Annotated in this window: 18 protein-coding genes; 7 read left to right on the top strand and 11 right to left on the bottom strand. The window is 64.8% G+C overall.

Annotated elements, in window-relative coordinates:
- Position 1 precedes the first annotated feature (1 nt).
- From fdhF to EJ072_RS10885, 4 genes are all read right to left on the bottom strand, one after another.
- Entirely contained in the window at positions 2–2,914 is a 2,913-nt protein-coding gene (gene fdhF, locus EJ072_RS10900) for a formate dehydrogenase subunit alpha (protein WP_126079700.1), read from the bottom strand.
- Between the two features lie 10 nt (positions 2,915–2,924).
- Positions 2,925–4,481 carry an NADH-quinone oxidoreductase subunit NuoF gene (locus tag EJ072_RS10895; protein ID WP_126079699.1) on the bottom strand — a complete coding sequence of 519 codons (1,557 nt, stop codon included), beginning with the start codon at positions 4,479–4,481 and terminating at the stop codon, positions 2,925–2,927.
- Positions 4,478–4,957: a formate dehydrogenase subunit gamma gene (locus EJ072_RS10890; protein ID WP_126079698.1), complete on the bottom strand. Its 480-nt coding sequence runs from the start codon at positions 4,955–4,957 to the stop codon at positions 4,478–4,480. Before EJ072_RS10890 ends, EJ072_RS10895 begins: the two co-directional genes overlap by 4 nt.
- Positions 4,958–5,150: 193 nt before the next feature.
- On the bottom strand, positions 5,151–6,050 hold the full coding sequence (locus EJ072_RS10885) for a LysR family transcriptional regulator (RefSeq protein WP_126079697.1): 900 nt from the start codon (positions 6,048–6,050) through the stop codon (positions 5,151–5,153).
- A gap of 161 nt (positions 6,051–6,211) precedes the next feature.
- On the opposite strand from EJ072_RS10885, the gene EJ072_RS10880 reads away from it, so the two are divergent.
- Together EJ072_RS10880 and EJ072_RS10875 are read left to right on the top strand one after the other, a co-directional pair.
- Complete coding sequence (locus EJ072_RS10880; RefSeq protein WP_126079696.1) at positions 6,212–6,853, top strand: DUF47 domain-containing protein; 642 nt, start codon at positions 6,212–6,214, stop codon at positions 6,851–6,853.
- A 3-nt stretch (positions 6,854–6,856) separates the two neighbouring features.
- On the top strand, positions 6,857–7,861 hold the full coding sequence (locus tag EJ072_RS10875; protein ID WP_126079695.1) for an inorganic phosphate transporter: 1,005 nt from the start codon (positions 6,857–6,859) through the stop codon (positions 7,859–7,861).
- A gap of 22 nt (positions 7,862–7,883) precedes the next feature.
- On the opposite strand, the gene EJ072_RS10870 is transcribed toward EJ072_RS10875, so the two are convergent.
- Positions 7,884–8,261, bottom strand: a complete 378-nt coding sequence (locus EJ072_RS10870; protein ID WP_126083591.1) for a VOC family protein — start codon at positions 8,259–8,261, stop codon at positions 7,884–7,886.
- 201 nt (positions 8,262–8,462) lie between these two features.
- Between EJ072_RS10870 and EJ072_RS10865 the strand changes: the two genes are divergently transcribed.
- The gene (locus EJ072_RS10865) at positions 8,463–9,635 is read left to right on the top strand and encodes an Mrp/NBP35 family ATP-binding protein (RefSeq protein WP_126079694.1); all 1,173 of its coding nucleotides are present in this window, start codon (positions 8,463–8,465) and stop codon (positions 9,633–9,635) included.
- A 16-nt stretch (positions 9,636–9,651) separates the two neighbouring features.
- On the opposite strand, the gene EJ072_RS10860 is transcribed toward EJ072_RS10865, so the two are convergent.
- Positions 9,652–10,101 carry a carbon monoxide dehydrogenase subunit G gene (locus EJ072_RS10860; protein ID WP_042647051.1) on the bottom strand — a complete coding sequence of 150 codons (450 nt, stop codon included), beginning with the start codon at positions 10,099–10,101 and terminating at the stop codon, positions 9,652–9,654.
- A gap of 151 nt (positions 10,102–10,252) precedes the next feature.
- On the opposite strand from EJ072_RS10860, the gene EJ072_RS10855 reads away from it, so the two are divergent.
- Both EJ072_RS10855 and EJ072_RS10850 read left to right on the top strand, forming a co-directional pair.
- Entirely contained in the window at positions 10,253–12,058 is a 1,806-nt protein-coding gene (locus EJ072_RS10855; RefSeq protein WP_126079693.1) for an IlvD/Edd family dehydratase, read from the top strand.
- 124 nt (positions 12,059–12,182) lie between these two features.
- Positions 12,183–12,581 (top strand): hypothetical protein, encoded by a 399-nt coding sequence (locus EJ072_RS10850; RefSeq protein ID WP_126079692.1) that lies wholly within the window; start codon positions 12,183–12,185, stop codon positions 12,579–12,581.
- Positions 12,582–12,640: 59 nt separating this feature from the next.
- On the opposite strand, the gene EJ072_RS10845 is transcribed toward EJ072_RS10850, so the two are convergent.
- From EJ072_RS10845 to EJ072_RS10835, 3 genes are all read right to left on the bottom strand, one after another.
- Positions 12,641–14,230: a trimethylamine methyltransferase family protein gene (locus EJ072_RS10845; protein ID WP_126079691.1), complete on the bottom strand. Its 1,590-nt coding sequence runs from the start codon at positions 14,228–14,230 to the stop codon at positions 12,641–12,643.
- A 222-nt stretch (positions 14,231–14,452) separates the two neighbouring features.
- Complete coding sequence (locus tag EJ072_RS10840) at positions 14,453–15,946, bottom strand: PLP-dependent aminotransferase family protein (RefSeq protein ID WP_040986066.1); 1,494 nt, start codon at positions 15,944–15,946, stop codon at positions 14,453–14,455.
- 138 nt (positions 15,947–16,084) lie between these two features.
- Positions 16,085–16,279, bottom strand: coding sequence for a hypothetical protein (locus EJ072_RS10835; protein ID WP_126079690.1), 195 nt, complete (start codon positions 16,277–16,279; stop codon positions 16,085–16,087).
- On the opposite strand from EJ072_RS10835, the gene pgi reads away from it, so the two are divergent.
- Positions 16,267–17,910 (top strand): glucose-6-phosphate isomerase, encoded by a 1,644-nt coding sequence (gene pgi / locus EJ072_RS10830; protein ID WP_126079689.1) that lies wholly within the window; start codon positions 16,267–16,269, stop codon positions 17,908–17,910. The genes EJ072_RS10835 and pgi overlap by 13 nt on opposite strands.
- 5 nt (positions 17,911–17,915) lie before the next feature.
- Entirely contained in the window at positions 17,916–18,641 is a 726-nt protein-coding gene (locus EJ072_RS10825) for an HAD family hydrolase (protein ID WP_126079688.1), read from the top strand.
- Here the strand turns inward: EJ072_RS10825 and EJ072_RS10820 are convergent.
- Positions 18,638–19,270: a 50S ribosomal protein L11 methyltransferase gene (locus EJ072_RS10820; protein WP_126083590.1), complete on the bottom strand. Its 633-nt coding sequence runs from the start codon at positions 19,268–19,270 to the stop codon at positions 18,638–18,640. The genes EJ072_RS10825 and EJ072_RS10820 overlap by 4 nt on opposite strands.
- A gap of 71 nt (positions 19,271–19,341) precedes the next feature.
- Entirely contained in the window at positions 19,342–21,282 is a 1,941-nt protein-coding gene (locus EJ072_RS10815; RefSeq protein WP_126079687.1) for a long-chain fatty acid--CoA ligase, read from the bottom strand.
- Between the last annotated feature and the right edge of the window lie 149 nt (positions 21,283–21,431).

Here is a 21,431-nt window from a genome sequence, read left to right as displayed (position 1 = left end):
ACTACTCCGCTGCCGCCAGCGGGGCGATACGCCGGCTCTGCTTGGCCTGCTCGTTATAGTCCTTCTGCCAGTCGGTCGGGCCGTTGGACGGCGCCACCTGCACGGCGGTGACCTTGTATTCCGGACAGTTGGTCGCCCAGTCCGAGAAGTCGGTGGTGATCACGTTGGCCTGCGTGTCCGTATGGTGGAAGGTCGTGTAGACGACACCGGGCGAGACGCGGTCGGTGATCAGAGCGCGAAGCGTGGTTTCGCCGGAGCGGCTCGCCAGCCGCACCCAGTCGCCTTCGCGCACGCCGCGAACCTCGGCGTCATGCGGATGGATCTCCAGCCGGTCCTCGGCATGCCAAGCAACGTTCTCCGTGCGCCTGGTCTGCGCGCCGACATTGTACTGCGACAGGATGCGGCCGGTGGTGAGCAGCAGCGGATAGCGCGGGCCTGTCCGCTCGTCCGTCGCCACATATTCGGTGCGGATGAACTTGCCCTTGCCGCGCACGAAGCCGTCGACATGCATGATCGGCGTGCCGAGCGGCGCCTTCTCGTTGCAGGGCCACTGCACCGAGCCGACACGGTCAAGCAGCTCGAACGAGACGCCGGCGAAGCTCGGCGTCGTCTTGGCGATCTCGTCCATGATCTCAGACGGATGGGTATAGTTCCAGTCGAGCCCGATGGCGCGGGCAAGCTCCTGCGTCGCCTCCCAGTCGGCGTAGCGCGCCTTCGGCTCGATGACCTTGCGCACCATGTTGATGCGGCGCTCGGCATTGGTGAAGGTGCCGTCCTTCTCGAGGAAGGTCGAACCCGGCAGGAAGACATGCGCGTAGTTGGCCGTCTCGTTGAGGAAGAGGTCGTGCACCACGACGCATTCCATAGCGGCGAGACCGCCGGCGACATGCTTGGTGTCGGGATCGGACTGCAGGATGTCCTCGCCCTGGATGTAGATGCCCTTGAACGAGCCGTCGACGGCGGCGTCCAGCATGTTGGGGATACGCAGGCCGGGCTCGTCGTCCAGCTTCACACCCCACAGGCTCTCATAGATGTCGCGCACCGCTTCGCCCGAGATGTGGCGGTAGCCCGGCAGCTCATGCGGGAAGGAACCCATGTCGCAGGAGCCCTGCACATTGTTCTGGCCGCGCAGCGGATTCACGCCGACGCCCGGACGGCCGATATTGCCGGTTGCCATGGCGAGGTTGGCGATCGCCATCACCGTGGTCGAGCCCTGGCTGTGTTCGGTGACGCCGAGGCCGTAATAGATCGCGCCATTGCCCCCCTTGGCGTAAAGGCGCGCGGCACCCCGGATGGCTTCAGGGTCGACGCCGGACAGCTTGCCGACCGTCTCCGGGCTGTTCTCCGGCAGGGCGACGAAGGACGCCCAGTCCTGAAACTCGGCCCAGTCGCAGCGCTCGCGCACGAAGGCTTCGTTGTAGAGGCCCTCGGTGACTATGACATGCGCCAGCGCCGTCAGCACCGCCACATTGGTGCCGGGCTTCAGCGGCAGGTGATAGTCGGCCTCGATATGCGCCGATTTCACCATCTCGGTGCGGCGCGGATCGAGCACGATCAGCTTGGCGCCCTGGCGAAGCCGCTTCTTCAGCCGCGAGGCGAACACCGGATGGGCGGACGCCGGATTGGCGCCGATGATGACGGCGACGTCGGTGAACTCGACCGAATCGAAATCCTGCGTACCGGCCGAGGTGCCATAGGTCTGGCCGAGCCCGTAGCCGGTCGGCGAATGGCAGACGCGCGCGCAGGTGTCGACATTGTTGTTGCGGAAGCCCTGCCGCACCAGCTTCTGGACGAGATAGGTCTCCTCGTTGGTGCAGCGCGAGGAGGTGATGCCGCCGATCGCGGTGCGTCCATACTGATACTGGATGCGGCGGAATTCCTTCGCCGTGTGGGCGATCGCCTCTTCCCAGCTCACTTCGCGCCACGGATCGGTGATCTTCTCGCGGATCATCGGCGACAGGATGCGGTCCTTGTGCGTGGCGTAGCCATAGGCAAACCGGCCTTTCACGCAGGAATGGCCGTGGTTCGCCTTGCCGTCCTTGTAGGGCATCATGCGGATGACCTCGTCATCCTTCACTTCGGCCTTGAACGAGCAGCCGACGCCGCAATAGGCACAGGTGGTGACAGCCGAGCGCTCCGGCATGCCTTTTTCCAGCACCGTCTTCTCGCGCAGCGCATCGGTCGGGCAGGCCTGCACGCAGGCGCCGCAGGAGACGCATTCCGAAGCGATGAAATCCTCATGCATGCCGGCGACCATGCGCGATTCGAAGCCGCGGCCCTCGATGGTCAGCGCGAAGGTGCCCTGCACCTCTTCGCAGGCGCGCACGCAGCGCGAGCAGACGATGCACTGCGCCGGGTCATAGGTGAAATAGGGGTTGGATTCGTCACGCGCGATATAGTCCACCGCCAGCGAGCCATGGCCGGGCGCCACGCCGCCTTCTTCCTTGACGTGGTTGCGGCCTTCGACGCCGTAACGGTTCTCGGCGAGGCCGACCGACTTCGCCACCGCGTCGAACTCGCTGGCGCCGGTTCCGGCCTTCTCGTTCCAGCCCATCGGATGGTCGGAGACATAGAGTTCCATGACGCCGCGGCGGATGGCGTCGAGCCGGTCCGACTGCGTGCGCACCACCATGCCTTCGCCGACCGGCGTCGTGCAGGAGGCGGGCGTGCCGCCGCGGCCCTCGATCTCGACCAGGCAGACGCGGCAGGAGCCGAAGGAATCCAGCATGTCGGTGGCGCAAAGCTTCGGGATCTCGACCCCGCCTTCCATCGCCGCGCGCATGATCGAGGTGCCTTCCGGCACGGTGATGCTTTGCCCGTCGACGGTCAGGGTGACCTGCTTCGTCGCTTTCGACTCCGGCGTTCCGTAGTCGATCTCCTGGATGAGTGTCGGGAAGTCGGCCTTGATGTTCATCTGCCAGCTCCTATTCAGCCGCCACGCGCGCCGGCGCGGGCTTGAAATCCTCAGGGAAATGCGTGATAGAGCTCATCACCGGATAGGGCGTGAAGCCGCCCAGCGCGCAGAGCGATCCGAACTTCATCGTGTTGCAGAGGTCGGTGACCAGAGCGAGGTTCTTCTCCGCTTCGATGCCAGCCGCGACCTTGTCCAGAACCTCCACGCCGCGCGTCGAGCCGATGCGGCAGGGCGTGCACTTCCCGCAGCTTTCCACGGCGCAGAACTCCATGGCGAAGCGCGCCTGCTTCAGCATGTCGGCGGTGTCGTCGAAAACGGTGATGCCGGCATGGCCGATCAGGCCGTCGCGCTTGGCGAATTCCTCATAGTCGAACGGCGTGTCGAACAAAGTGCGCGGGAAATAGGCGCCGAGCGGTCCGCCGACCTGCACCGCCTTCACGGGACGCCCGGAAGCCGTGCCGCCGCCGATCTCGTCGACGATTTCGCCGAGCGTCAGGCCGAAGGCCGTCTCGAACAGGCCACCATGCTTGACGTTGCCGGCGATCTGGATCGGGATCGTGCCGCGCGAGCGGCCCATGCCGAAATCCTTGTAGAAGGCGGCGCCCTTGTCCATGATTACAGGCACCGAGGCCAGGCTGATCACGTTGTTGATCACCGTCGGCTTGCTGAACAAGCCTTGGATGGCCGGCAGCGGCGGCTTGGCGCGCACCACCCCGCGTTTGCCCTCCAGGCTGTTCAAGAGCGAGGTTTCCTCGCCGCAGACATAGGCGCCGGCGCCGACGCGGATCTCCATGTCGAAGGCGTTGGGCGAGCCCAGCACGTTGAGGCCCAGCACGCCGGCCTTGCGGGCGATCGCGACGGCCTTGTTCATCGTCGCCACCGCATGCGGATATTCCGAGCGGATATAAACGAAACCCTTGGTCGCGCCGGTGGCGATGCCGGCGATCGCCATGCCTTCGATCAGCACGAAGGGATCGCCTTCCATGATCATGCGGTCGGCGAAGGTGGCGCTGTCGCCTTCGTCGGCGTTGCAGACGATGTATTTCTGCGCGCCAGCCGTATCCAGCACCGTCTTCCACTTGATGCCGGTCGGGAAGCCGGCGCCGCCGCGGCCGCGCAGGCCCGACTCGGTAACCTGCTTGACGACGTCGGCCGGCGCCATGGCGACGGCGTTCTGCAGGCCGCGCAAGCCGCCTAGCGACTTGTAGGCATCGAGCGACAGCGGATCGTTGATGCCGCAGCGCGCGAAGGTCAGCCGCGTCTGCTTGGCGAAGAAGGGGATCTTGTCGGGCGCGCCTAGCCAGCGCTTGTGGTGGCCGCCGGTGAGGAAGCCGCTGTCGAACAGGCTCTTGACGTCGGACGGCTTGACCGGCCCGTATGCGACGCGACCCTTGTCGGTCGCCACTTCGACCATTGGCTCGAGGAAATAGGCGCCGCGCGAGCCGTTGCGCACGATCTTGGCCTCGACGCCGCGCTCCTTGAGCTCCTTCTCGATCGCCCTGGCGACCTTCTCGGCACCGAGCGCCAGCGCGCCGGAATCTGCGGGGATATAGATGCGCGGGATCATGAACGCACCTCCGCGACGATCTCTTCGATCTTCTCGTCATCGAGCCGGCCGATGACTTCGCCGTCGAGCATCGCCGACGGCGAGCAGGCGCAAAGCCCGAGGCAGTAGACCGGCTCCAGTGTAACCGATCCGTCGCGCGTGGTCTCGTGGAAATCGATGCCGAGCAGCTGCTTGACCTTGGCCGCGACCGCATCCGACCCCATCGACTGGCAGGCTTCCGCCTGGCAGAGCTTGAGCACATGCCGTCCGGCGGGCTTGGCGCGGAAATCGTGATAGAAGCTCACCACGCCATGCACTTCGGCGCGGGAAAGGTTCAGCCCGTCGGCGATCACCGGCAGCGCGTCCTTCGGAACGTATCCGAACTCTTCCTGTATGCTGTGCAGGATCGGCAGCAGCGGGCCCTCGAGGCCCTTCATCTCATCAATGATCGCCGCCGTGCGCGACGCGATCTCGGTACTTGCGGCCTGCATGGTCACGCAGCGCCCTCCCTGGTCGTGGCGGCCAATGTATGTCACCCCAGGATATAGAGCGTTTTCGGGGCAACGACATGCATAGGGCGCAATATCGCTAAGTCCTTACGAAATCAGAGGAAACCTCCGAAATCAATAAAGCGCTCCCGTCGATCGATAGAAATTTCCTATCGAACAGCGGTGGCCCGCATTCTCTAACCTAGCGATGACGGCGGAAATCGTCTGCCAGCGCCATCGCCTCGTCCAGCAGCGCCTGCACCAGAGGCGTGTGCGGCTCGCGGGGTGCTGCCACCAGACCGACCGTGTGACTGGCGTCCGGCTCGACGATCGGAATGGCCCGGATCGGCTCCGAAAAGCCGAACGTTTCCGCGAGGTTGAGCGGCATGATCGACGACCATTTGCCTGTACGGATATGCGAGAACAGCACGATCATCGAGTTGGATTCCAGCGTCGGCCGGACCTGCACGCCGGCCTCCGCCAGATGCTGGTCGATGATGCGGCGGTTCTGCATGTCAGGCGTCAGCAGGCAGAGCGGCAGCTGGCTGATCTCGGCCCACGTCACTTTGTCGCGATCGGAATAGGGGTTCCCGACCGCGGTGATCAACTGGTAGCGCTCGTCATAGAGCGGCACGCTGATGACGCGCCCGAGCGGCTCGTTGTCGAGATAGGTGATGCCGGCATCGACGTCGAAATTGCCGAGCAGCGACAGCACCTCGATCGAGGTCCGCGACAGGATGGAGAAGGTTACGCCCGGATGCTTTTCGCGAAACGGCGTCGTCAGCCGTGCCACCATTGCCAGCGCCGTCGGAACGGCGGCGATGCGGATACGGCCGGCAAGGCCGTGGCGCGCCGCCCGCATCTCCTCGCGCATCGTCCTTGTGTCGCCGACGATGCGTCGCGCCCAGCCCAGCACCTGCCTGCCTTCCGGCGTCAGGCCCTGGAAGCGCGAGCCGCGCAGCACCAGCATGACGCCGAGCTGCTCCTCGAGCTGCTTGATGCCGGCCGACAGCGTCGGCTGGGTGACGCCGCACACCTCCGCCGCCCGGCCGAAATGCTCCTCCTTGGCCAGCGCCAGGAAGAACTCCAGTTTGTCGATCATGCCATCCGATCCAACGCGGTTTAGCTCAAGGTCGGGGAAATCGCATCGCTCCGCAAGACGCACGCACAATCGGACGTCGTCCACATTTTTGAGCCGGCTATCTGTTTTCCCGCGCCGCACATGTGCGCTATGTGGGGGGTGGGCGGATTGAGGAGGACGACATGCTGGCCTGGTTTCGCAAGCTGTTGCCGCGCGAGGATCGCTTCTTCGATCTGTTCGAGCGGCATTCGCGCACTGTGGTCGGCGGCGCCGAAGCCCTTCAGCATCTTCTCAACGGCGAGGACATCGACGGCTGGTGCCAGACGATCGTCGATCTCGAAAACGAGGCCGACGGCATCACCGCCGAGGTCCTGCTTGCGGTCAGGCGCTCCTTCATCACCCCTTTCGATCGCGGCGACATCAAGGATCTGATCCAGTCGATGGATGACGCCATCGACATGATGCACAAGACCGTCAAGACGGTGAAGCTGTTCGAGGTGAGGGAGTTCGACCCGCTGATGCGGGAAATGGGCGGCGTCATCGTCCAGGCAGCCCGGCTGGTCGCGGAGGCGATCCCGCTGCTCGGCAAGGTCGGCGCCAACGCAGCGCGCCTCAACGCCATCGCCGAGGAGGTCATGCGCGTCGAAGGCCGCGCCGACGACCTGCACGAGCAGGGCCTCAAGGATCTGTTCAGGCATCACGGCCGCAGCGACCCGATGGCTTACCTGATCGGCTCGGAGATCTACGGCCAACTGGAAAAGGTGGTCGACCGCTTCGAGGACGTCGCCAACGAGATCAGCGGCATCGTGATCGAGAACGTTTAGGCGATGGAGGCCACGATCGCTTTTCCGCTGCTGATCGGCCTCGTCGCCGTGGCCCTGTTCTTCGATTTCCTGAACGGCCTGCACGACGCCGCCAATTCGATCGCCACCATCGTTTCCACCCGGGTGCTCAGGCCGCATTACGCAGTGTTCTGGGCGGCTTTCTTCAATTTCATCGCCTTCCTGTTCTTCGGCCTGCATGTGGCCGAGACGGTCGGGAAAGGCATTGTCGACGCCAGCATCGTCACGCCGGCGGTGATCTTCTCGGCACTTGTCGGCGCCATCGTCTGGAACATCGTCACCTGGGTCGCCGGCATTCCGTCGAGCAGTTCGCACGCGCTGATCGGCGGGCTGGTCGGCGCCGGCGTCGCCAAGGCCGGGACCGGCGCCATCGTCTGGTCCGGGCTCGGCAAGACGGTCGCGGCGATCGTGCTCTCGCCGGCGACCGGATTCGTGCTGGCGCTCGTCCTGGTTCTCGTCGTCTCCTGGCTGTTCGTGCGCCAGACGCCGTTTGCCGTCGACAACACGTTCCGCGTGCTGCAGTTCTTTTCCGCCTCGCTTTATTCGCTGGGGCATGGCGGCAACGACGCGCAAAAGACCATGGGCATCATCGCCGTGCTGCTCTATTCGCAAGGTATGCTCGGCCAGAGCTTCTACGTGCCGCTGTGGGTGGTCCTCACCTGCCAGTCGGCGCTGGCCCTGGGCACGCTGCTCGGCGGCTGGCGCATCGTGCACACGATGGGATCGAAGATCACGCGGCTGAACCCAATGCAGGGTTTTTGCGCTGAGACCGGCGGCGCCATCACGCTTTTCGCCGCCACCTGGCTCGGTGTTCCGGTCTCGACCACCCACACCATCACCGGCGCCATCATCGGCGTGGGCGCCGCCCGCCGCGTCTCTGCCGTGCGCTGGGGCATTGCCGGCAACATCGTCGTCGCCTGGGTGATCACCCTGCCGGCGACAGCGGCTATCTCGGCGTTGACCTACCTCGTCACACGGTTGGCCGGATGATCGGCCTCAACTCGTAGCGGGGCTACTTGTACACCAGGTTCAGGATGTTGCCATCAGGATCCCTGAACCAGGCGACTTTCATCCCGTAGCCGATATGGATGTCGCCCTCCAGCGTCAGCCCGGGCATATCGTAGTGCTCGAAGCTGACGCCTTTCGCCCGCAGCGACTTGACGATCGGCTCGATCCGGTCGCCGACCGTCCACGTCACCGCCGTTGCCTTGTTGGTGCCGGCAAATTGCGAATGGTAGACGTTGATGAGCGTGTCTCCGCTTTTATAGACGACGAGTTCGCCGCCCATGTCGTCGACCTGTTTGAGGCCGAGCATTCCCTCGTAGAACGCCTTGGCCTTTTCCAGGTCTTTCACCGCGAGATTGGCTGTCGCATTGCTGTTTTCGAGCATGACGATCTCCTTCACGCTTGTCGTGATGGCAAGGGAGATAGCGCGGGCGGCTCGTTTGGCCATGACAGGGCTCGAATGCCGATTGGCAGATCCGACATCATCCGTCGCTTTCCGGGGCACGCCGGCTGAGCGATTGCGCCACGGCTTGGTTCTGGCGGGAAACTGCACTATCTGGAACGCCAAAGTCCCGAGGAAAGATCAATGACCGTCACCAAGGAATCCGTCGTCGAGCGCCTGAAGACGGTGAACGGGCCGGACTTCACCGGCAACATCGTCGACCTGGGCATGGTTTCGGAGATCTTCATCGCCGATTCCAAAGTGTTCTTCTCGATCACCGTTCCCGCCGCCCGGGCCCAGGAGCTGGAGCCGCTGCGCGCCGCGGCCGAGCGCGCGGTAAAGGCCATCCCCGGCGTCGCCAGCGCCGTCGTCGCGCTCACGGCGGAGAAGAAGGGCGGCGGCATGGAAGCGCCGGTTCCGGCGCGCCCGGCAGCGCCGAGGCCCGCAGCCCCGCAGCCGTCACAGCGTCCCGCGCCACAGGCGCCGGCTTCGCACAGCCACGGCAGGCGCGGCGTGCCCGGCATCGACGCCATCATCGCCGTCGCTTCCGGCAAGGGCGGCGTCGGCAAGTCGACCACCGCCGTCAACCTGGCGCTTGGCCTCGCCGCCAATGGGCTGAAGGTCGGCGTGCTCGATGCCGATATCTACGGCCCGTCTATGCCCAGGCTGCTCAACATCCATGGCCGGCCGCAGACGGTCGACGGCAAGATCCTGAAGCCGATGCAGAATTATGGGCTGAAGGTCATGTCGATGGGCTTCCTCGTCGATGAGGAGACGCCGATGATCTGGCGCGGCCCGATGGTGATGTCGGCGCTGACGCAGATGCTGCGCGAGGTCGAATGGGGTCCGCTCGACGTGCTGGTGGTCGACATGCCGCCCGGCACCGGCGACGCCCAGCTCACCATGGCGCAGCAGGTGCCGCTTGCCGGCGCCGTCATCGTCTCCACTCCGCAGGACCTGGCGCTGATCGACGCGCGCAAGGGCCTCAACATGTTCAAGAAGGTCGACGTGCCGCTGCTCGGCATCGTCGAGAACATGAGCTACTTCCTCGCACCCGACACCGGCAAGCGCTACGACATTTTCGGCCATGGCGGGGCGCGCCGCGAGGCCGAGCGCCTCGGCGTCACCTTCCTCGGCGAGGTGCCTCTGGAAATGGGCATCCGCGAAAGCTCGGACGCCGGCGCGCCGGTGGTCGCCTCCAAGCCCGAGGGCGCCGAGGCGAAGATTTATCGCGACATCGCCTCGAAGGTCTGGGATCGGGTCCAGGAAGAGCGCGGCGCGGCCGAAGCCGCCGTGCCGAGCATCGTGTTCGAGTAGCCCTCCAGGGCAGGGGTCAGGCGCCGACCTTCTCGCCAAACGTCGAGAAGAACTGCCCCGCGAGCTTCTTCGATGTCGACTGGATCAGCCGGCTGCCGAGCTGCGCGATCTTGCCGCCGACCTCGGCCTTGGCGGCGTATTTGAGCACCGTCGCATCCGGCCCGTCCTCGGTCAGCGTCACGTCGGCGCCGCCCTTGGCGAAACCGGCAATGCCGCCCTTGCCTTCGCCCTGGATGGTGTAGGAATGCGGTGGCTTGAGGTTCTTCAGCGTCACTTCGCCGTTGAAGGTCGCCTTGATCGGCCCGATCTTCAGCACCACGGTCGCCGCCATCTCGGTGTCCGAATTCTTCTCGAGGCTCTGGCAGCCCGGAATGGCTTCTTTCAGGATCTCCGGGTCGTTGAGGGCTTCCCACACTTTTTTGACGGGTGCGGCGATCCGCTCCTCGCCTTCGATCACCAAAGCCATCAAACCCCTCCCGGATTGCTGTTATCGATTGGTCGTAGCGCGCGGCCCGTAACAAGTCTATCGCACCAAAGTCCGGGTCCCGGCTGCGTCTACCTCTTGCTTGCGCTCGCGCGTTGTCCTATCGATTTGTCATACAAATACGGAGACCACCATGGCAGGCGCCCCCACCAGGAAGAAGAAATTTCGCTCGCAGGAGTGGTTCGACAACCCCGACAATCCAGGCATGACGGCGCTCTATCTCGAGCGTTATCTGAACTATGGCCTGACCCGCGCCGAGCTGATGTCGGGCAAGCCGCTGATCGGCATCGCGCAGACCGGTTCTGATCTTTCGCCCTGCAACCGCCACCACCTCGAGCTTGCCAAGCGCGTGCGTGAAGGCATCGTCTCGATGGGCGGCATCCCCTTCGAGTTCCCGTGCCATCCGATCCAGGAGACCGGCAAGCGCCCGACCGCCGCGCTCGACCGCAACCTTGCCTATCTCAGCCTCGTCGAGGTTCTTTACGGCTATCCCCTCGACGGCGTCGTGCTCACCATCGGCTGCGACAAGACCACGCCGGCGTTGCTGATGGCGGCGGCCACCGTCAACATTCCGGCGATAGCGCTGTCGGTCGGTCCGATGCTCAATGGCTGGCACAAGGGCAAGCGCACCGGCTCCGGCACCATCGTCTGGGAGTCACGCCAGCGCCTGTCTGCCGGCGAGATCAACTATGACGAGTTCATGGACATCGTCGCCTCCTCGGCGCCGTCGACCGGCTATTGCAACACCATGGGCACCGCCACCACCATGAACTCGCTGGCCGAGGCGCTCGGCATGCAGCTCCCCGGTTCGGCCGCCATTCCGGCGCCCTATCGCGAGCGCGGCCAGATCGCCTACGAGACCGGCAAGCGCATCGTCGACATGGTGCATGAGGACCTGAAGCCCTCCGACATCATGACGCGCCAGGCCTTCGAAAACGCCATTGTCGTCAACTCGGCCATCGGCGGCTCCACCAATGCGCCGATCCACCTCAACGCGATCGCCCGCCATCTCGGCGTGCCGCTCGACAATGACGACTGGCAGAAGATCGGCCTCAACGTGCCGCTCCTCGTCAACCTGCAGCCGACCGGCGAATATCTTGGCGAAGACTATCACCATGCCGGCGGCGTGCCGGCGGTCGTCGCCGAATTGATGAAGGCGGGGCTCCTGCCGCATCCCGATGCGATCACCGCCAACGGCAAGTCGATGGGCGACAATTGCCGGGATGCCGTCAACGAGAACCACGAGGTCATCCGCAGCGCCGACCAGCCGCTCAAGGCCAATGCCGGCTTCATCAATCTCAAGGGCAATCTGTTCGATTCCGCCATCATGAAGACGAGCGGCATCTCGCCCGAGTTCCGTGAGCGTTATCTCTCCAATCCCAACGATCCGGAGGCTTTCGAGGGCAACGCCATGGTCTTCGACGGGCCGGAGGACTACCACGCCCGCATCGACGATCCGGCGCAGGGCATCGACGAGCACACGATCCTGTTCATGCGCGGCGCCGGTCCGGTCGGCTATCCGGGCGGCGCCGAGGTGGTCAACATGCAGCCGCCAGCCTACCTGATCAAGAAGGGCATCCATTCACTGGCCTGTATCGGTGACGGCCGCCAGTCCGGCACGTCCGGTTCGCCGTCGATCCTCAACGCCTCACCGGAAGCCGCGATCGGCGGCGGCCTCGCCCTGCTCAAGACCGGCGACCGCGTCCGCATCGACCTGAAGAAGGGCACGGCCAACATTCTCGTCAGCGACGAGGAGATCGCCAAGCGGCGCGCCGCGCTGCAGGCCAATGGCGGCTATCACTATCCCAAGCACCAGACGCCCTGGCAGGAGATCCAGCGCGGCATGGTCGACCAGTTCTCGGCCGGCATGGTGCTCAAGCCGGCGGTAAAGTACCAGGACGTCGCCCACACCAGCGGCGTGCCGCGCGACAATCACTGATTGTCGACTAAATCATGAGGACGGCTCGCCTCCGGCGAGTCGTCCTTTTTCGTGCCCTTGTTTCGGCCACGCCCAGCGCACAGATAAGGTTGATCTCGGCAGGCCGCGAAGGGGGGAGATTATCGTGGCAAGACGGCGTTCTTCCCTGGGCTTCCTCGGCATGTTCGGCCGCTCGGGCGACCTGCGGCAGCTGGATGAGGCGTTGCGCAAGGCCGACCTGCATCCGGCCCTGGTTCCCGAAGGCGTGAAACTCACCATCGTCAATCTGATGAACGACCGCTGGCCGGACGAGCCGCCGGCCGACGCGTATAGCTCGGTGGCGCAGCTTTGCGGCTATTGCGTCGCCGGGCCGGACGTGTTCGAGCAGGCCAACGGCCGGGAGCCGACCTTGGCGGTCGAGCGCCGCATCGAGGCGGCGCTGGAGGCCGGCGACAGTTTCGACGCTCAGATCGTGCTGATGACGCTGCACGCCAAGCTGATCAATCCAGAAGTGGTTGAGCGCTATGGACTCAGCGCGGAGTGATTTGGGTAGGACGCGTTGAGATTCCGGTCAGGCCGGCCTCACCTAAATATCAACGTGTCCTAGCCGCCCATGCCGCTGCGCGGCAGCTTGATCATCTCGCCGAAGCGGGCGCGCAATTTGTCGTCGAGCAGGCGCGAGACATGGCGCGGGAAACGCTCCGCAAGCACGCGCTTCTTCTCCGCGATCGCCCGCGACAGGATGTCGGGCCGGCCCTTTTCGTTCCATTCCTTGGGCGAGAAACGGTCGCCGACGGCGGGATAGAAATACTCGGTCTGCATCAGCTTCAATGTCTGATCGTTGCCGAGATAGTGCCCGGGGCCTTTGAGGCAGACCTCGGCGATGGTGTCGATCGACAGCGCATCGTCGGTCACCTCGATGCCGCGCACGCAGCGCAGGCAATGTCCCAGCATGTCGTTGTCGATGATCAGGCTTTCGAGGCAGAAGCCGAGCAGTGAGGCATGCATGCCGGCCGACTCATAGACCAGGTTGAGGCCGGACAGCCCCGCCATCACATTGGTGATGCCCTTCTCGTAACCGGCCTGTATGTCGGGCAGCTTGGAGTCCGACATGCCGGCGGCCGAGCCGCCGGGCAGGTCGTAATATTGCGCCATCTGCGCGCAGGCCGCGGTCAGCACCGCCTGCTCGGCCGAGCCGCCGGACATGGCGCCTGTCCTGAGGTCGGAGACGAACGGCCATGTGCCGAAAATCGCCGGATGCCCAGGCTTGATTGCGTTGACATAGACCAGGCCCATCAGCACTTCCGCCACTGCCTGGACCACGGCGCCGGCAATCGCGGCGGGTGCTGTGGCGCCGGCCTGACCGGCCGAAAGAAGAAGGATCGGAATACCGCCCTCGACGCAGGCCTCGAGCACGCCGCAGGCGTCCTCGGCGAACTTCATCGGCGGCACGACGAAGCAGTTCGAGTTCGACACGAAAGGTCGCGCCCGGAAATTTTCTTCGCCGCCGGCGATCGTATAGAGCATCTCCAGCGCCGGCTTGACGTTCTCGCGCACGGTGAACGAGGTGCCGACATGCTTCGATGTCCCCATCACGCAGGCATAGAGCGTGTTGAAATCCATATCGAGCGGGTCGGGAATATCGCGCGGCACCATGGTGCGCTGGAAGAAATGGATGTTGTCCAGCCCCTCGACGAGACGGGCGGCGTCATAGAGGTCCTGCAGCAGCGATTCGCGATATTCGCGCTTCTCGACATCGACCAAATGCACCGCCGCGCCCGCCGTGCCGAAATGCACGCGTTTGCCCTGGATCAGCATGTCGTGCTTGGGATCCTGGCCGTAGAGGATGAAGTTGCGCGCCGCCCTTTTGATCTTGTCCAGCACCAGCGCGCGCGGCAGCCGGATGCGGCCGTCGTCGCCATAAATGCCGCCGACCCGGGTCAGCGCTTCGATGCAGGACGGGATGGCATTGGCGAAGCCGACCGTCTCCAGCAGCGTCAGCACCGCTTCGTGGATGCGTTCCTGGTCGTTCCGGCTCAACGGCCCGTAGCTGCCGCCTTCAAGCCCCGGCCGCACCGGGCGGATGTCGTCGGCCAAGGGCGCCGCCCGCATCGCGCGGCGCGCTTCGCGCCCGCCGGAACGCCGCGAACGCTGGTCCGACGACGCTTCCTGCTTCTCGAGAGCCACTGACATGGAAGCACTCCACCTTTTGTCTTTATTTGCGACGCGGTCCGCGGCGGTTGGTCCACCATCGGCCTGCCTCGTCCCCTTATGTCCCCGACTATGCCGCCGGCATTGGTACAGCCTATGAGCCAAGCAATCCCGTCGAATATGCCAGAGTGATAAAGCGGCTAGCGTGCGCCCAAGCAAAAAGAGCCGGCGGCTGCCGGCTCTTTTTTGGAAAGTCCGTGGGGATCAGGCCGCCGCGGGCCTGCGCCCGGCAGCGGTGGCGAGTTCGCGGATGCCGGGCTCGATATGCTGCAGCGAGATCGAGGAGATGCCCAAGCGCATGAAACGCGAGGGCTTTTCGCTGCGGTCGAAGAACCGGTCGCCGGGCTCGATGATGACGCTGCGCGAAGCGGCGGCTTCGGCCAGGCCGCGCGAATCGGTGCCGCGCGGCCCTTCCAGCCAGAGCGATGTGCCGCCCGCCGAGTCGGTCGAGCGCCATTCTGGCAGGAAAGCGGAAATCGCATGGACCAGCCGCTTGCGCCGCTCGTCGAAGGCGGCGGAGAGCCTGCGCACCAGCGCCTCGTGATGGCCGAGCGACAGGAACAGCGCGACAGCGCGCTGGTTGTTCGCCGGCGGGTGCCTGAGCATGAAGCGGCGCAGCGCGCGAAGCTCGGCGATCAGCCCGGCCGAGGCCACGATGTAGCCAAGCCTGAGGCCCGGAGCCAGCGTCTTCGACATCGAGCCGACATAGATGACGCGGCCCGAGCGGTCGAGGCTCTTCAGCGCCTGCTGCGGCGCCTCGTCGAGCAGCTGGCTGTCATAGCCGTCCTCGATGATGATCTGGTTGTTGCGGTTGGCGCGCGCCAGAAGATCCTGCCGGCGTTCCGCCGACAGCGGCACCATGGTCGGGCAGTGATGGCTCGGCGTGACGAAGACGAAGCCGGAATCGCTGGGGATCGACGAGGTCACGATGCCCGACTGGTCGACCGGAACCGGCTGGATATCGGCACCGGCCAGCCGGAAGATCGAGCGGGCGTCGGGATAGCCTGGATCCTCCATCGCCACCTTCGAACCCTTGGTCATCAAGAGCGAGGCCAGCATATAGAGCGCGTTCTGCGCGCCCAGCGTCACGATGATCTCGTCCGGATTGGCAAAGATGCCGCGGCGCGGCAGCAGCCTGGCCTGGATCTGCTCGATCAGCAGCGGATCGTCGCGATCCACCATGTCGGACGCCCAATTGCGGATCTCGAGCACGGCCAGCGCCATGCGGTTGCACTCGCGCCATTCGGCGGTCGGGAACAGCGCCGGGTCGAACTGGCCGTAGACGAATGGATAGGAGGACTTGATCCAGTTGTCGTGCTTGGCCGGCGGCGGCATATCGCTTGCGGCGATCTGCCGGCGCGCCTTCCAGTCGATCTCGTTCTGCTGGTCGGGCGCCTTCTGATGCGGCTTGGCCGGGGTAGCCAGCACGTCAGGGTTGACGAAATGGCCGCGCCGCTCGCGCGCCACCAGGAAGCCCTGGTCGACCAGCTGCTGGAAGGCGAGCACCACCGTGCCACGGGCAACCCCGAGTTTTTCCGCCAGAATCCGGCAAGACGGCAGCGGCATCGAAGCGGCGATCTGTCGGTCGAGAATCGCCGCGACGATCGCCTGGCGGATCTGTGCCTGGAGGGTTTGGCCGGATTCAGCCGAAATCCGGAACAGGCCGGACCATATGGCCGTGTCATTGCGCTGTGGCATGGGAAATCATCCTCGGATGGCCAGCTGTTTTCACTTGGCTGGACCAGTGGAGTGTATGGGTGGCATAAGGGGTTGCGCCAATCAATTTTTCTGATCGCTGGGATTTATGCCAGTGATCTATCGGCCCGCGTTAGCGGTTCATTTAGCGATCGGTAAAACAATGCCGCAGTGCATCATAAAAGCGTGATGCACTGCGGCAATGCCGCGCTTGAATGAAATGGAAATCGGCTCAATAGAATGATGCGAAAATGACGCGACGACACGCGCCGGAAACATCCGGCCTGTTAAGATAAATCTAAAAACCCGCCAGGAGCCCGCCAGTGGATCAGTCATCTTTCGACAAGCAACTTGCCGAGCTGCGTGATCAGCGCGCGGCGGCCAAGGGCACGATGCGCGAGGCCTTCGCTGCCGATCCCAAACGTTTCGAGACGTTCTCCGCCACCGACGGCGACCTTCTCCTCGACTGGTCGAAATGCGCGGTCGACGCAAACACCATGACGATGCTGGAGAAGCTCGCCGGCGCCGCCGACCTCGCGGGACGCCGCGCGGCCATGTTCGAAGGCAAGAAGATCAACATCACCGAGAACCGCGCCGTTCTGCACACCGCGCTGCGCAACCTGACCGGCAAGAGCGTGATCGTCGATGGGCAGGATACCAAGGCTGATGTGATTGCCGTGCTCGATGCCATGGGCGCTTTCGCCGACGCCATCCGCTCCGGCAAGGCTGCGGGCGCCACCGGCAAGAAGATCACCGACATCGTCAACATCGGCATCGGCGGCTCGGACCTCGGCCCGGCGATGGTGACGCTGGCGCTGGCGCCCTACCATGACGGACCGCGTGCGCATTACGTCTCCAATGTCGACGGCGCCCATATCCACGACACGCTGAAGGGCCTGTCCGCCGAGACGACTTTGTTCATCGTCGCCTCCAAGACCTTCACCACGGTCGAGACGATGACGAATGCTGAGACGGCGCGCGACTGGGTGCAGAAGGCGCTTGGCAAGGAGGCGGTTGGCAAGAATTTCGCCGCCGTGTCGACCGCGCTCGACCTGGTGGCGAAGTTCGGCATAGAGCAGGACCGCGTCTTCGGCTTCTGGGACTGGGTCGGCGGCCGCTACTCGGTCTGGAGCGCCATCGGCCTGCCGGTGATGATTTCCGTCGGTCCGCGCAACTTCCGCGCCTTCCTCGACGGCGCGCATGAGATGGACGAGCATTTCCGCTCAGCACCCGTGCAGAAGAACCTGCCGGTGCTGCTGGGGCTGATCGGCTGGTGGCACCGGGTCGTCTGCAAATATCCGGCCCGCGCCGTCATCCCTTACGACCAGCGCCTGTCGCGATTGCCGGCTTATCTGCAGCAGCTCGACATGGAATCGAACGGCAAGAGCGTCACGCTGGACGGCACCGCGGTCGCCACGCCGACCGGCCCGCTGGTCTGGGGCGAACCCGGCACCAACGGCCAGCACGCCTTCTTCCAGCTTCTGCACCAGGGCACCGACTTCATCCCGGTCGAATTCCTTGCCGCTGCCGTCGGCCACGAGCCCGAACTGAAGCACCAGCACGACCTCCTGCTCGCCAACTGCCTGGCGCAATCGGAGGCCTTCATGAAGGGCCGCACGCTGGAAGAAGCGCGCGCGCAGATGCTGGCCAAGGGCATGAAACCGGCCGATGTCGACCGCATCGCGCCGCACCGCGTCTTCTCAGGCAACCGCCCCTCGCTCACCATCCTCTACCGCAAGCTCGATCCGCGCACGTTGGGCCGTATAATCGCGCTCTACGAGCATCGCGTCTTCGCCGAGGGCACGCTTTTCAACATCAATTCCTTCGATCAATGGGGCGTCGAGCTCGGCAAGGAACTGGCGACAGGCCTGCTGCCTGTCGTTGAGGGCAAGGAGACTGCCGCAAACCGCGACGCCTCGACTGCCGGTCTGGTGGGACACATCCACCACTTGCGCGGTTCGGAGTAAAAGGATTGGCAGACATCAAGGGAATTCTCTTCGACAAGGACGGCACGCTTGTCGACTTCAATGCAACCTGGCTCGGTGTCGCGGACTTCATGGCGATGGATGCCGCCGAAGGCGATCGCTGGAAGGCCGATCGCCTGCTCGCCGCCGCCGGCTTCGACTTCGTCACGAAACGCTTCAAGCCCGATTCGATCTTTGCCTCGGGTTCGAACATGGACGTCGTCGAACTGTGGTTTCCGCGCCTGTCCGACGAAGACCAGATGCATGCCGTTTCGCGCTTCAACGAGATCACCTCCGTGCAGGGCTCCTCGATGGCGGTGGCGCTTCCCGGCGTTCTCGATTCGCTGCGGGCGCTGCACACGCGATCCTACCGCATGGGCGTCGCCACCAATGATTCCACCAGCGGCGCCGAGAAGACACTCGCCACGCTCGGTGTCGCGCAGCTTTTCGACGCCGCCTTCGGCTATGATGCCGTGGCCAACCCGAAGCCGGCGCCGGACACCGTCATTGCCTTTTGCGATCTGACCGGGCTGAAGCCGGGCGAGATCGCCATGGTCGGCGACAATCGCCATGACCTGGAGATGGCGCGCGCCGGCGGCTGCGGCCTGGCGGTGGGCGTGCTTTCCGGCACCGGCACGCGCGACTCGTTGGCGCCGATGGCGGATGTCATCCTGGACTCGGTCGCCGACCTGCCGGATTTCCTTGCCGCGCGGATGAGCGTGCCTGCGGGCTAACCGGGTTCGGCCACAAGCGCGAACACCGCGCTTGGCTTCGGCTCGCCGCCGCCGTTTCCGCCGACATCCGGCACATGGTATTCGCCGAGCAGGCAGAGCCGCGACCTCGGCAGCCAGGCACGGCCGGGGTCACCGACCAGCACGTCGATGCCGGCGGCCAGGCAGCGTTCGAGGAACGGCATCATCCGCTGCCCCACATCCTGCGCGTAAAAGACATCGCCCGCGAGCACCAAGTCGACCGCCGGCGGCGGACCGTCGGTGACATCCCCCTCGCATATCTGGATGGCGACGCCATTGGCTTCCGCGTTGAGGCTCAGCGCCACGATCCCGTTGCGGTCGATCTCCGCTGCGATCACCGCGCGCGTCCCGGCTTTTGCCGCCGCGATGCCGACCAGCCCCGAGCCGGCGCCGAGATCGAGCACGCGTTTGCCGGCCACGATCGACGGGCGGTCCAGCACATAGCGGGCCAGAACCGCGCCGCCGGCCCAGGCGTAGGCCCAGTAGGGCGGCTGTGGCTCTGCCTCGCCTTCGTCACCGTCCTCCGGTTCGAGCAGCCGCCGCAGGCCGCTGCCCGGATGCGCCTGATAAAGCCGGACCTCCGGCACTGACGGCACCGGCGCCAGCCGCATGTTCGCCTTGATGAACTCCGCCCGATCGAGCGCTTTCGCCGGCTCTCGCCTCAGGCTGGCCGCACTATCGCTCAAGCCTGGTCCCGCAGCGCGCGACGCAGGATCTTGCCGACCGGCGTCTTCGGCAGTTCGGTGCGGAATTCGATGTATCTCGGCCGCTTGTAGCCGGTCAGGTTCTCGCGGCAATAAGCCATCAGCGCCTCGACGGTCAGCGCCGGATCCTTCTTGACCACGAACAATTTAGGCACTTCGCCGGAATGCTCGTCCGGCACGCCGATCGCGGCCGCTTCCAGCACGCCAGGGTGATGCGCCACCACCTCTTCCAGTTCGTTCGGATAGACGTTGAAGCCGGAGACCAGGATCATGTCCTTCTTGCGGTCGACGACCTTGGTGTAGCCGCGCTCGTCCATGAAGCCCATGTCGCCGGATTTGAAGAAGCCGTCCTTGGTCATCACCTTGGCGGTCTCGTCGGGCCGGTTCCAGTAGCCGGCCATCACCTGCGGGCCGCGGATGCATATCTCGCCCACCTCGCCAAGCGGCACATTGTTGCCGTCGTCATCGCGGATGGCGATCTCGGTCGAAGGCAGCGGCAGGCCGATCGTGCCGGTGAAGTCGCTGGAGCTGAATTTGTTGGCGGTGGCCACCGGCGATGTTTCGGACAGTCCGTAGCCTTCGCTCACCGGGCAGCCGGTCAGCGCCTTCCAGCGTTCGGCGACGCCCTTCTGCACCGCCATGCCGCCGCCCAGCGTCAGGATCAGCGGCTTGAAGTCCAGCTTGCGGAACTCCTCATTGTTGAGCAGCGCGTTGAACAGGGTGTTGAGGCCCGGGAAGATGTGCATCGGGTATTTCGCCAGTTCCTTGACGAAGCCCGGAATGTCGCGCGGGTTGGGGATCAGCACGTTCTGCGCGCCCTGCTGCATGCCCATCAGTGCATTCACCGTCAGCGCGAAGATATGATAAAGCGGCAGCGCGCAGATGAAGTTTTGATGCGCCGGCTTGGGCTTCACCGTATAGGCGTCCTCCACCCATAGCGAGTTCTGCGCGACGTTCGAAAGCACGTTGCGATGCAGCAGCACGGCGCCCTTCGAGACGCCGGTGGTGCCGCCCGTATATTGCAGGAAGGCGATGTCGTCGCCGGAGACCGTGGGCGGCTTGAAGGCGATGGTCGCGCCGGTCTTGAGCACGGCGTTGAACTTGACGTGGCCGGGCAGCGACCATGCCGGAACCATCTTCTTCACCCGCCGCACGACGAGGTTGACGATGGCGCCCTTGAGGCCGCCCAGCATGTCGCCCATCGATGCGACGATGACATGCTTCACAGGCGTCCTGGCGATGACCGCCTGCAGCGTGCCGGCGAAGTTTTCCAGGATGACGATCGCCTGCGCGCCGGAATCCTTCAACTGATGTTCCAGTTCGCGCGGCGTGTAGAGCGGGTTGATATTCACCACCGTGTAGCCGGCGCGGAGCACCGCCATCATCGCCACCGGATATTGCAGCACGTTCGGCATCATCAGCGCCACGCGCGCGCCCTTTTCCAGGCCTCTTGCCTGCAGGTAGGCGCCGAACGCGGCCGACAGCCGCTCGAGCTCCGCATAAGTGATTGACTTGCCCATGCACACGAAGGCCGGCTGCCTGGCGAATTGCTTGCAGGCGCCGACCAGGAACTCGCCGATGGACTTGTAGGGCAGGGCGCCGATCTCTGCCGGCATGTTCTTCGGATAGCTTTTCAACCACGGCTTCTCCGGCAGGCCAACCGTGAGTTCGGTGATCGCCTTCGGCAAGCCCTTCGAGGCAGATTTGGCGGTGGCCGGCTCTGTGGATTTCGCGGCTGCCGCCTTGGCCTTTGGCGCTGCGGGTTTGGCGGCGGCCGGCCTTGCCGCCTTGGCGGGCGCTGCCTTCGCGGCCGTCTTCACCTTCGGCGCGGCGGCAGCCTTGGCAGCCTTGGGCGCATCGCTTTCAGCGGCCTTGGCTTTTGCTTTCGCCGGCCCTGTCGTCTTGGCTGCTTTTGCCACCTGTCTCTCCCTGTCGCCTTCGATATGGGCGCCCGCTTCCGCAAGAAGCGTCCTCCACGCCGGTTCGGATTTTCCGGGAAATCCCGCCCATCATCTATGTATTGCCTCTATCTGCGACCGTGCAAGCCTTGCCCCAGCGGCAGGGCGGG

This window comes from Mesorhizobium sp. M2A.F.Ca.ET.046.03.2.1 (assembly GCF_003952425.1).
Classification (GTDB): domain Bacteria; phylum Pseudomonadota; class Alphaproteobacteria; order Rhizobiales; family Rhizobiaceae; genus Mesorhizobium.
This window is presented reverse-complemented; position numbering and strand designations above follow the sequence as displayed.

Excerpts from the sequence above, each read along its gene's own strand:
- fdhF (WP_126079700.1), bottom strand. The coding sequence starts at position 2,914 with ATGAACATCAAGGCCGACTTCCCGACACTCATCCAGGAGATCGACTAC.
- EJ072_RS10895 (WP_126079699.1), bottom strand. The coding sequence starts at position 4,481 with ATGATCCCGCGCATCTATATCCCCGCAGATTCCGGCGCGCTGGCGCTC.
- EJ072_RS10885 (WP_126079697.1), bottom strand. The coding sequence starts at position 6,050 with ATGATCGACAAACTGGAGTTCTTCCTGGCGCTGGCCAAGGAGGAGCAT.
- EJ072_RS10880 (WP_126079696.1), top strand. The coding sequence starts at position 6,212 with ATGCTGGCCTGGTTTCGCAAGCTGTTGCCGCGCGAGGATCGCTTCTTC.
- EJ072_RS10875 (WP_126079695.1), top strand. The coding sequence starts at position 6,857 with ATGGAGGCCACGATCGCTTTTCCGCTGCTGATCGGCCTCGTCGCCGTG.
- EJ072_RS10870 (WP_126083591.1), bottom strand. The coding sequence starts at position 8,261 with ATGCTCGAAAACAGCAATGCGACAGCCAATCTCGCGGTGAAAGACCTG.
- EJ072_RS10865 (WP_126079694.1), top strand. The coding sequence starts at position 8,463 with ATGACCGTCACCAAGGAATCCGTCGTCGAGCGCCTGAAGACGGTGAAC.
- EJ072_RS10860 (WP_042647051.1), bottom strand. The coding sequence starts at position 10,101 with ATGGCTTTGGTGATCGAAGGCGAGGAGCGGATCGCCGCACCCGTCAAA.
- EJ072_RS10855 (WP_126079693.1), top strand. The coding sequence starts at position 10,253 with ATGGCAGGCGCCCCCACCAGGAAGAAGAAATTTCGCTCGCAGGAGTGG.
- EJ072_RS10845 (WP_126079691.1), bottom strand. The coding sequence starts at position 14,230 with ATGTCAGTGGCTCTCGAGAAGCAGGAAGCGTCGTCGGACCAGCGTTCG.
- EJ072_RS10840 (WP_040986066.1), bottom strand. The coding sequence starts at position 15,946 with ATGCCACAGCGCAATGACACGGCCATATGGTCCGGCCTGTTCCGGATT.
- EJ072_RS10835 (WP_126079690.1), bottom strand. The coding sequence starts at position 16,279 with ATGACTGATCCACTGGCGGGCTCCTGGCGGGTTTTTAGATTTATCTTA.
- EJ072_RS10820 (WP_126083590.1), bottom strand. The coding sequence starts at position 19,270 with ATGCGGCTGGCGCCGGTGCCGTCAGTGCCGGAGGTCCGGCTTTATCAG.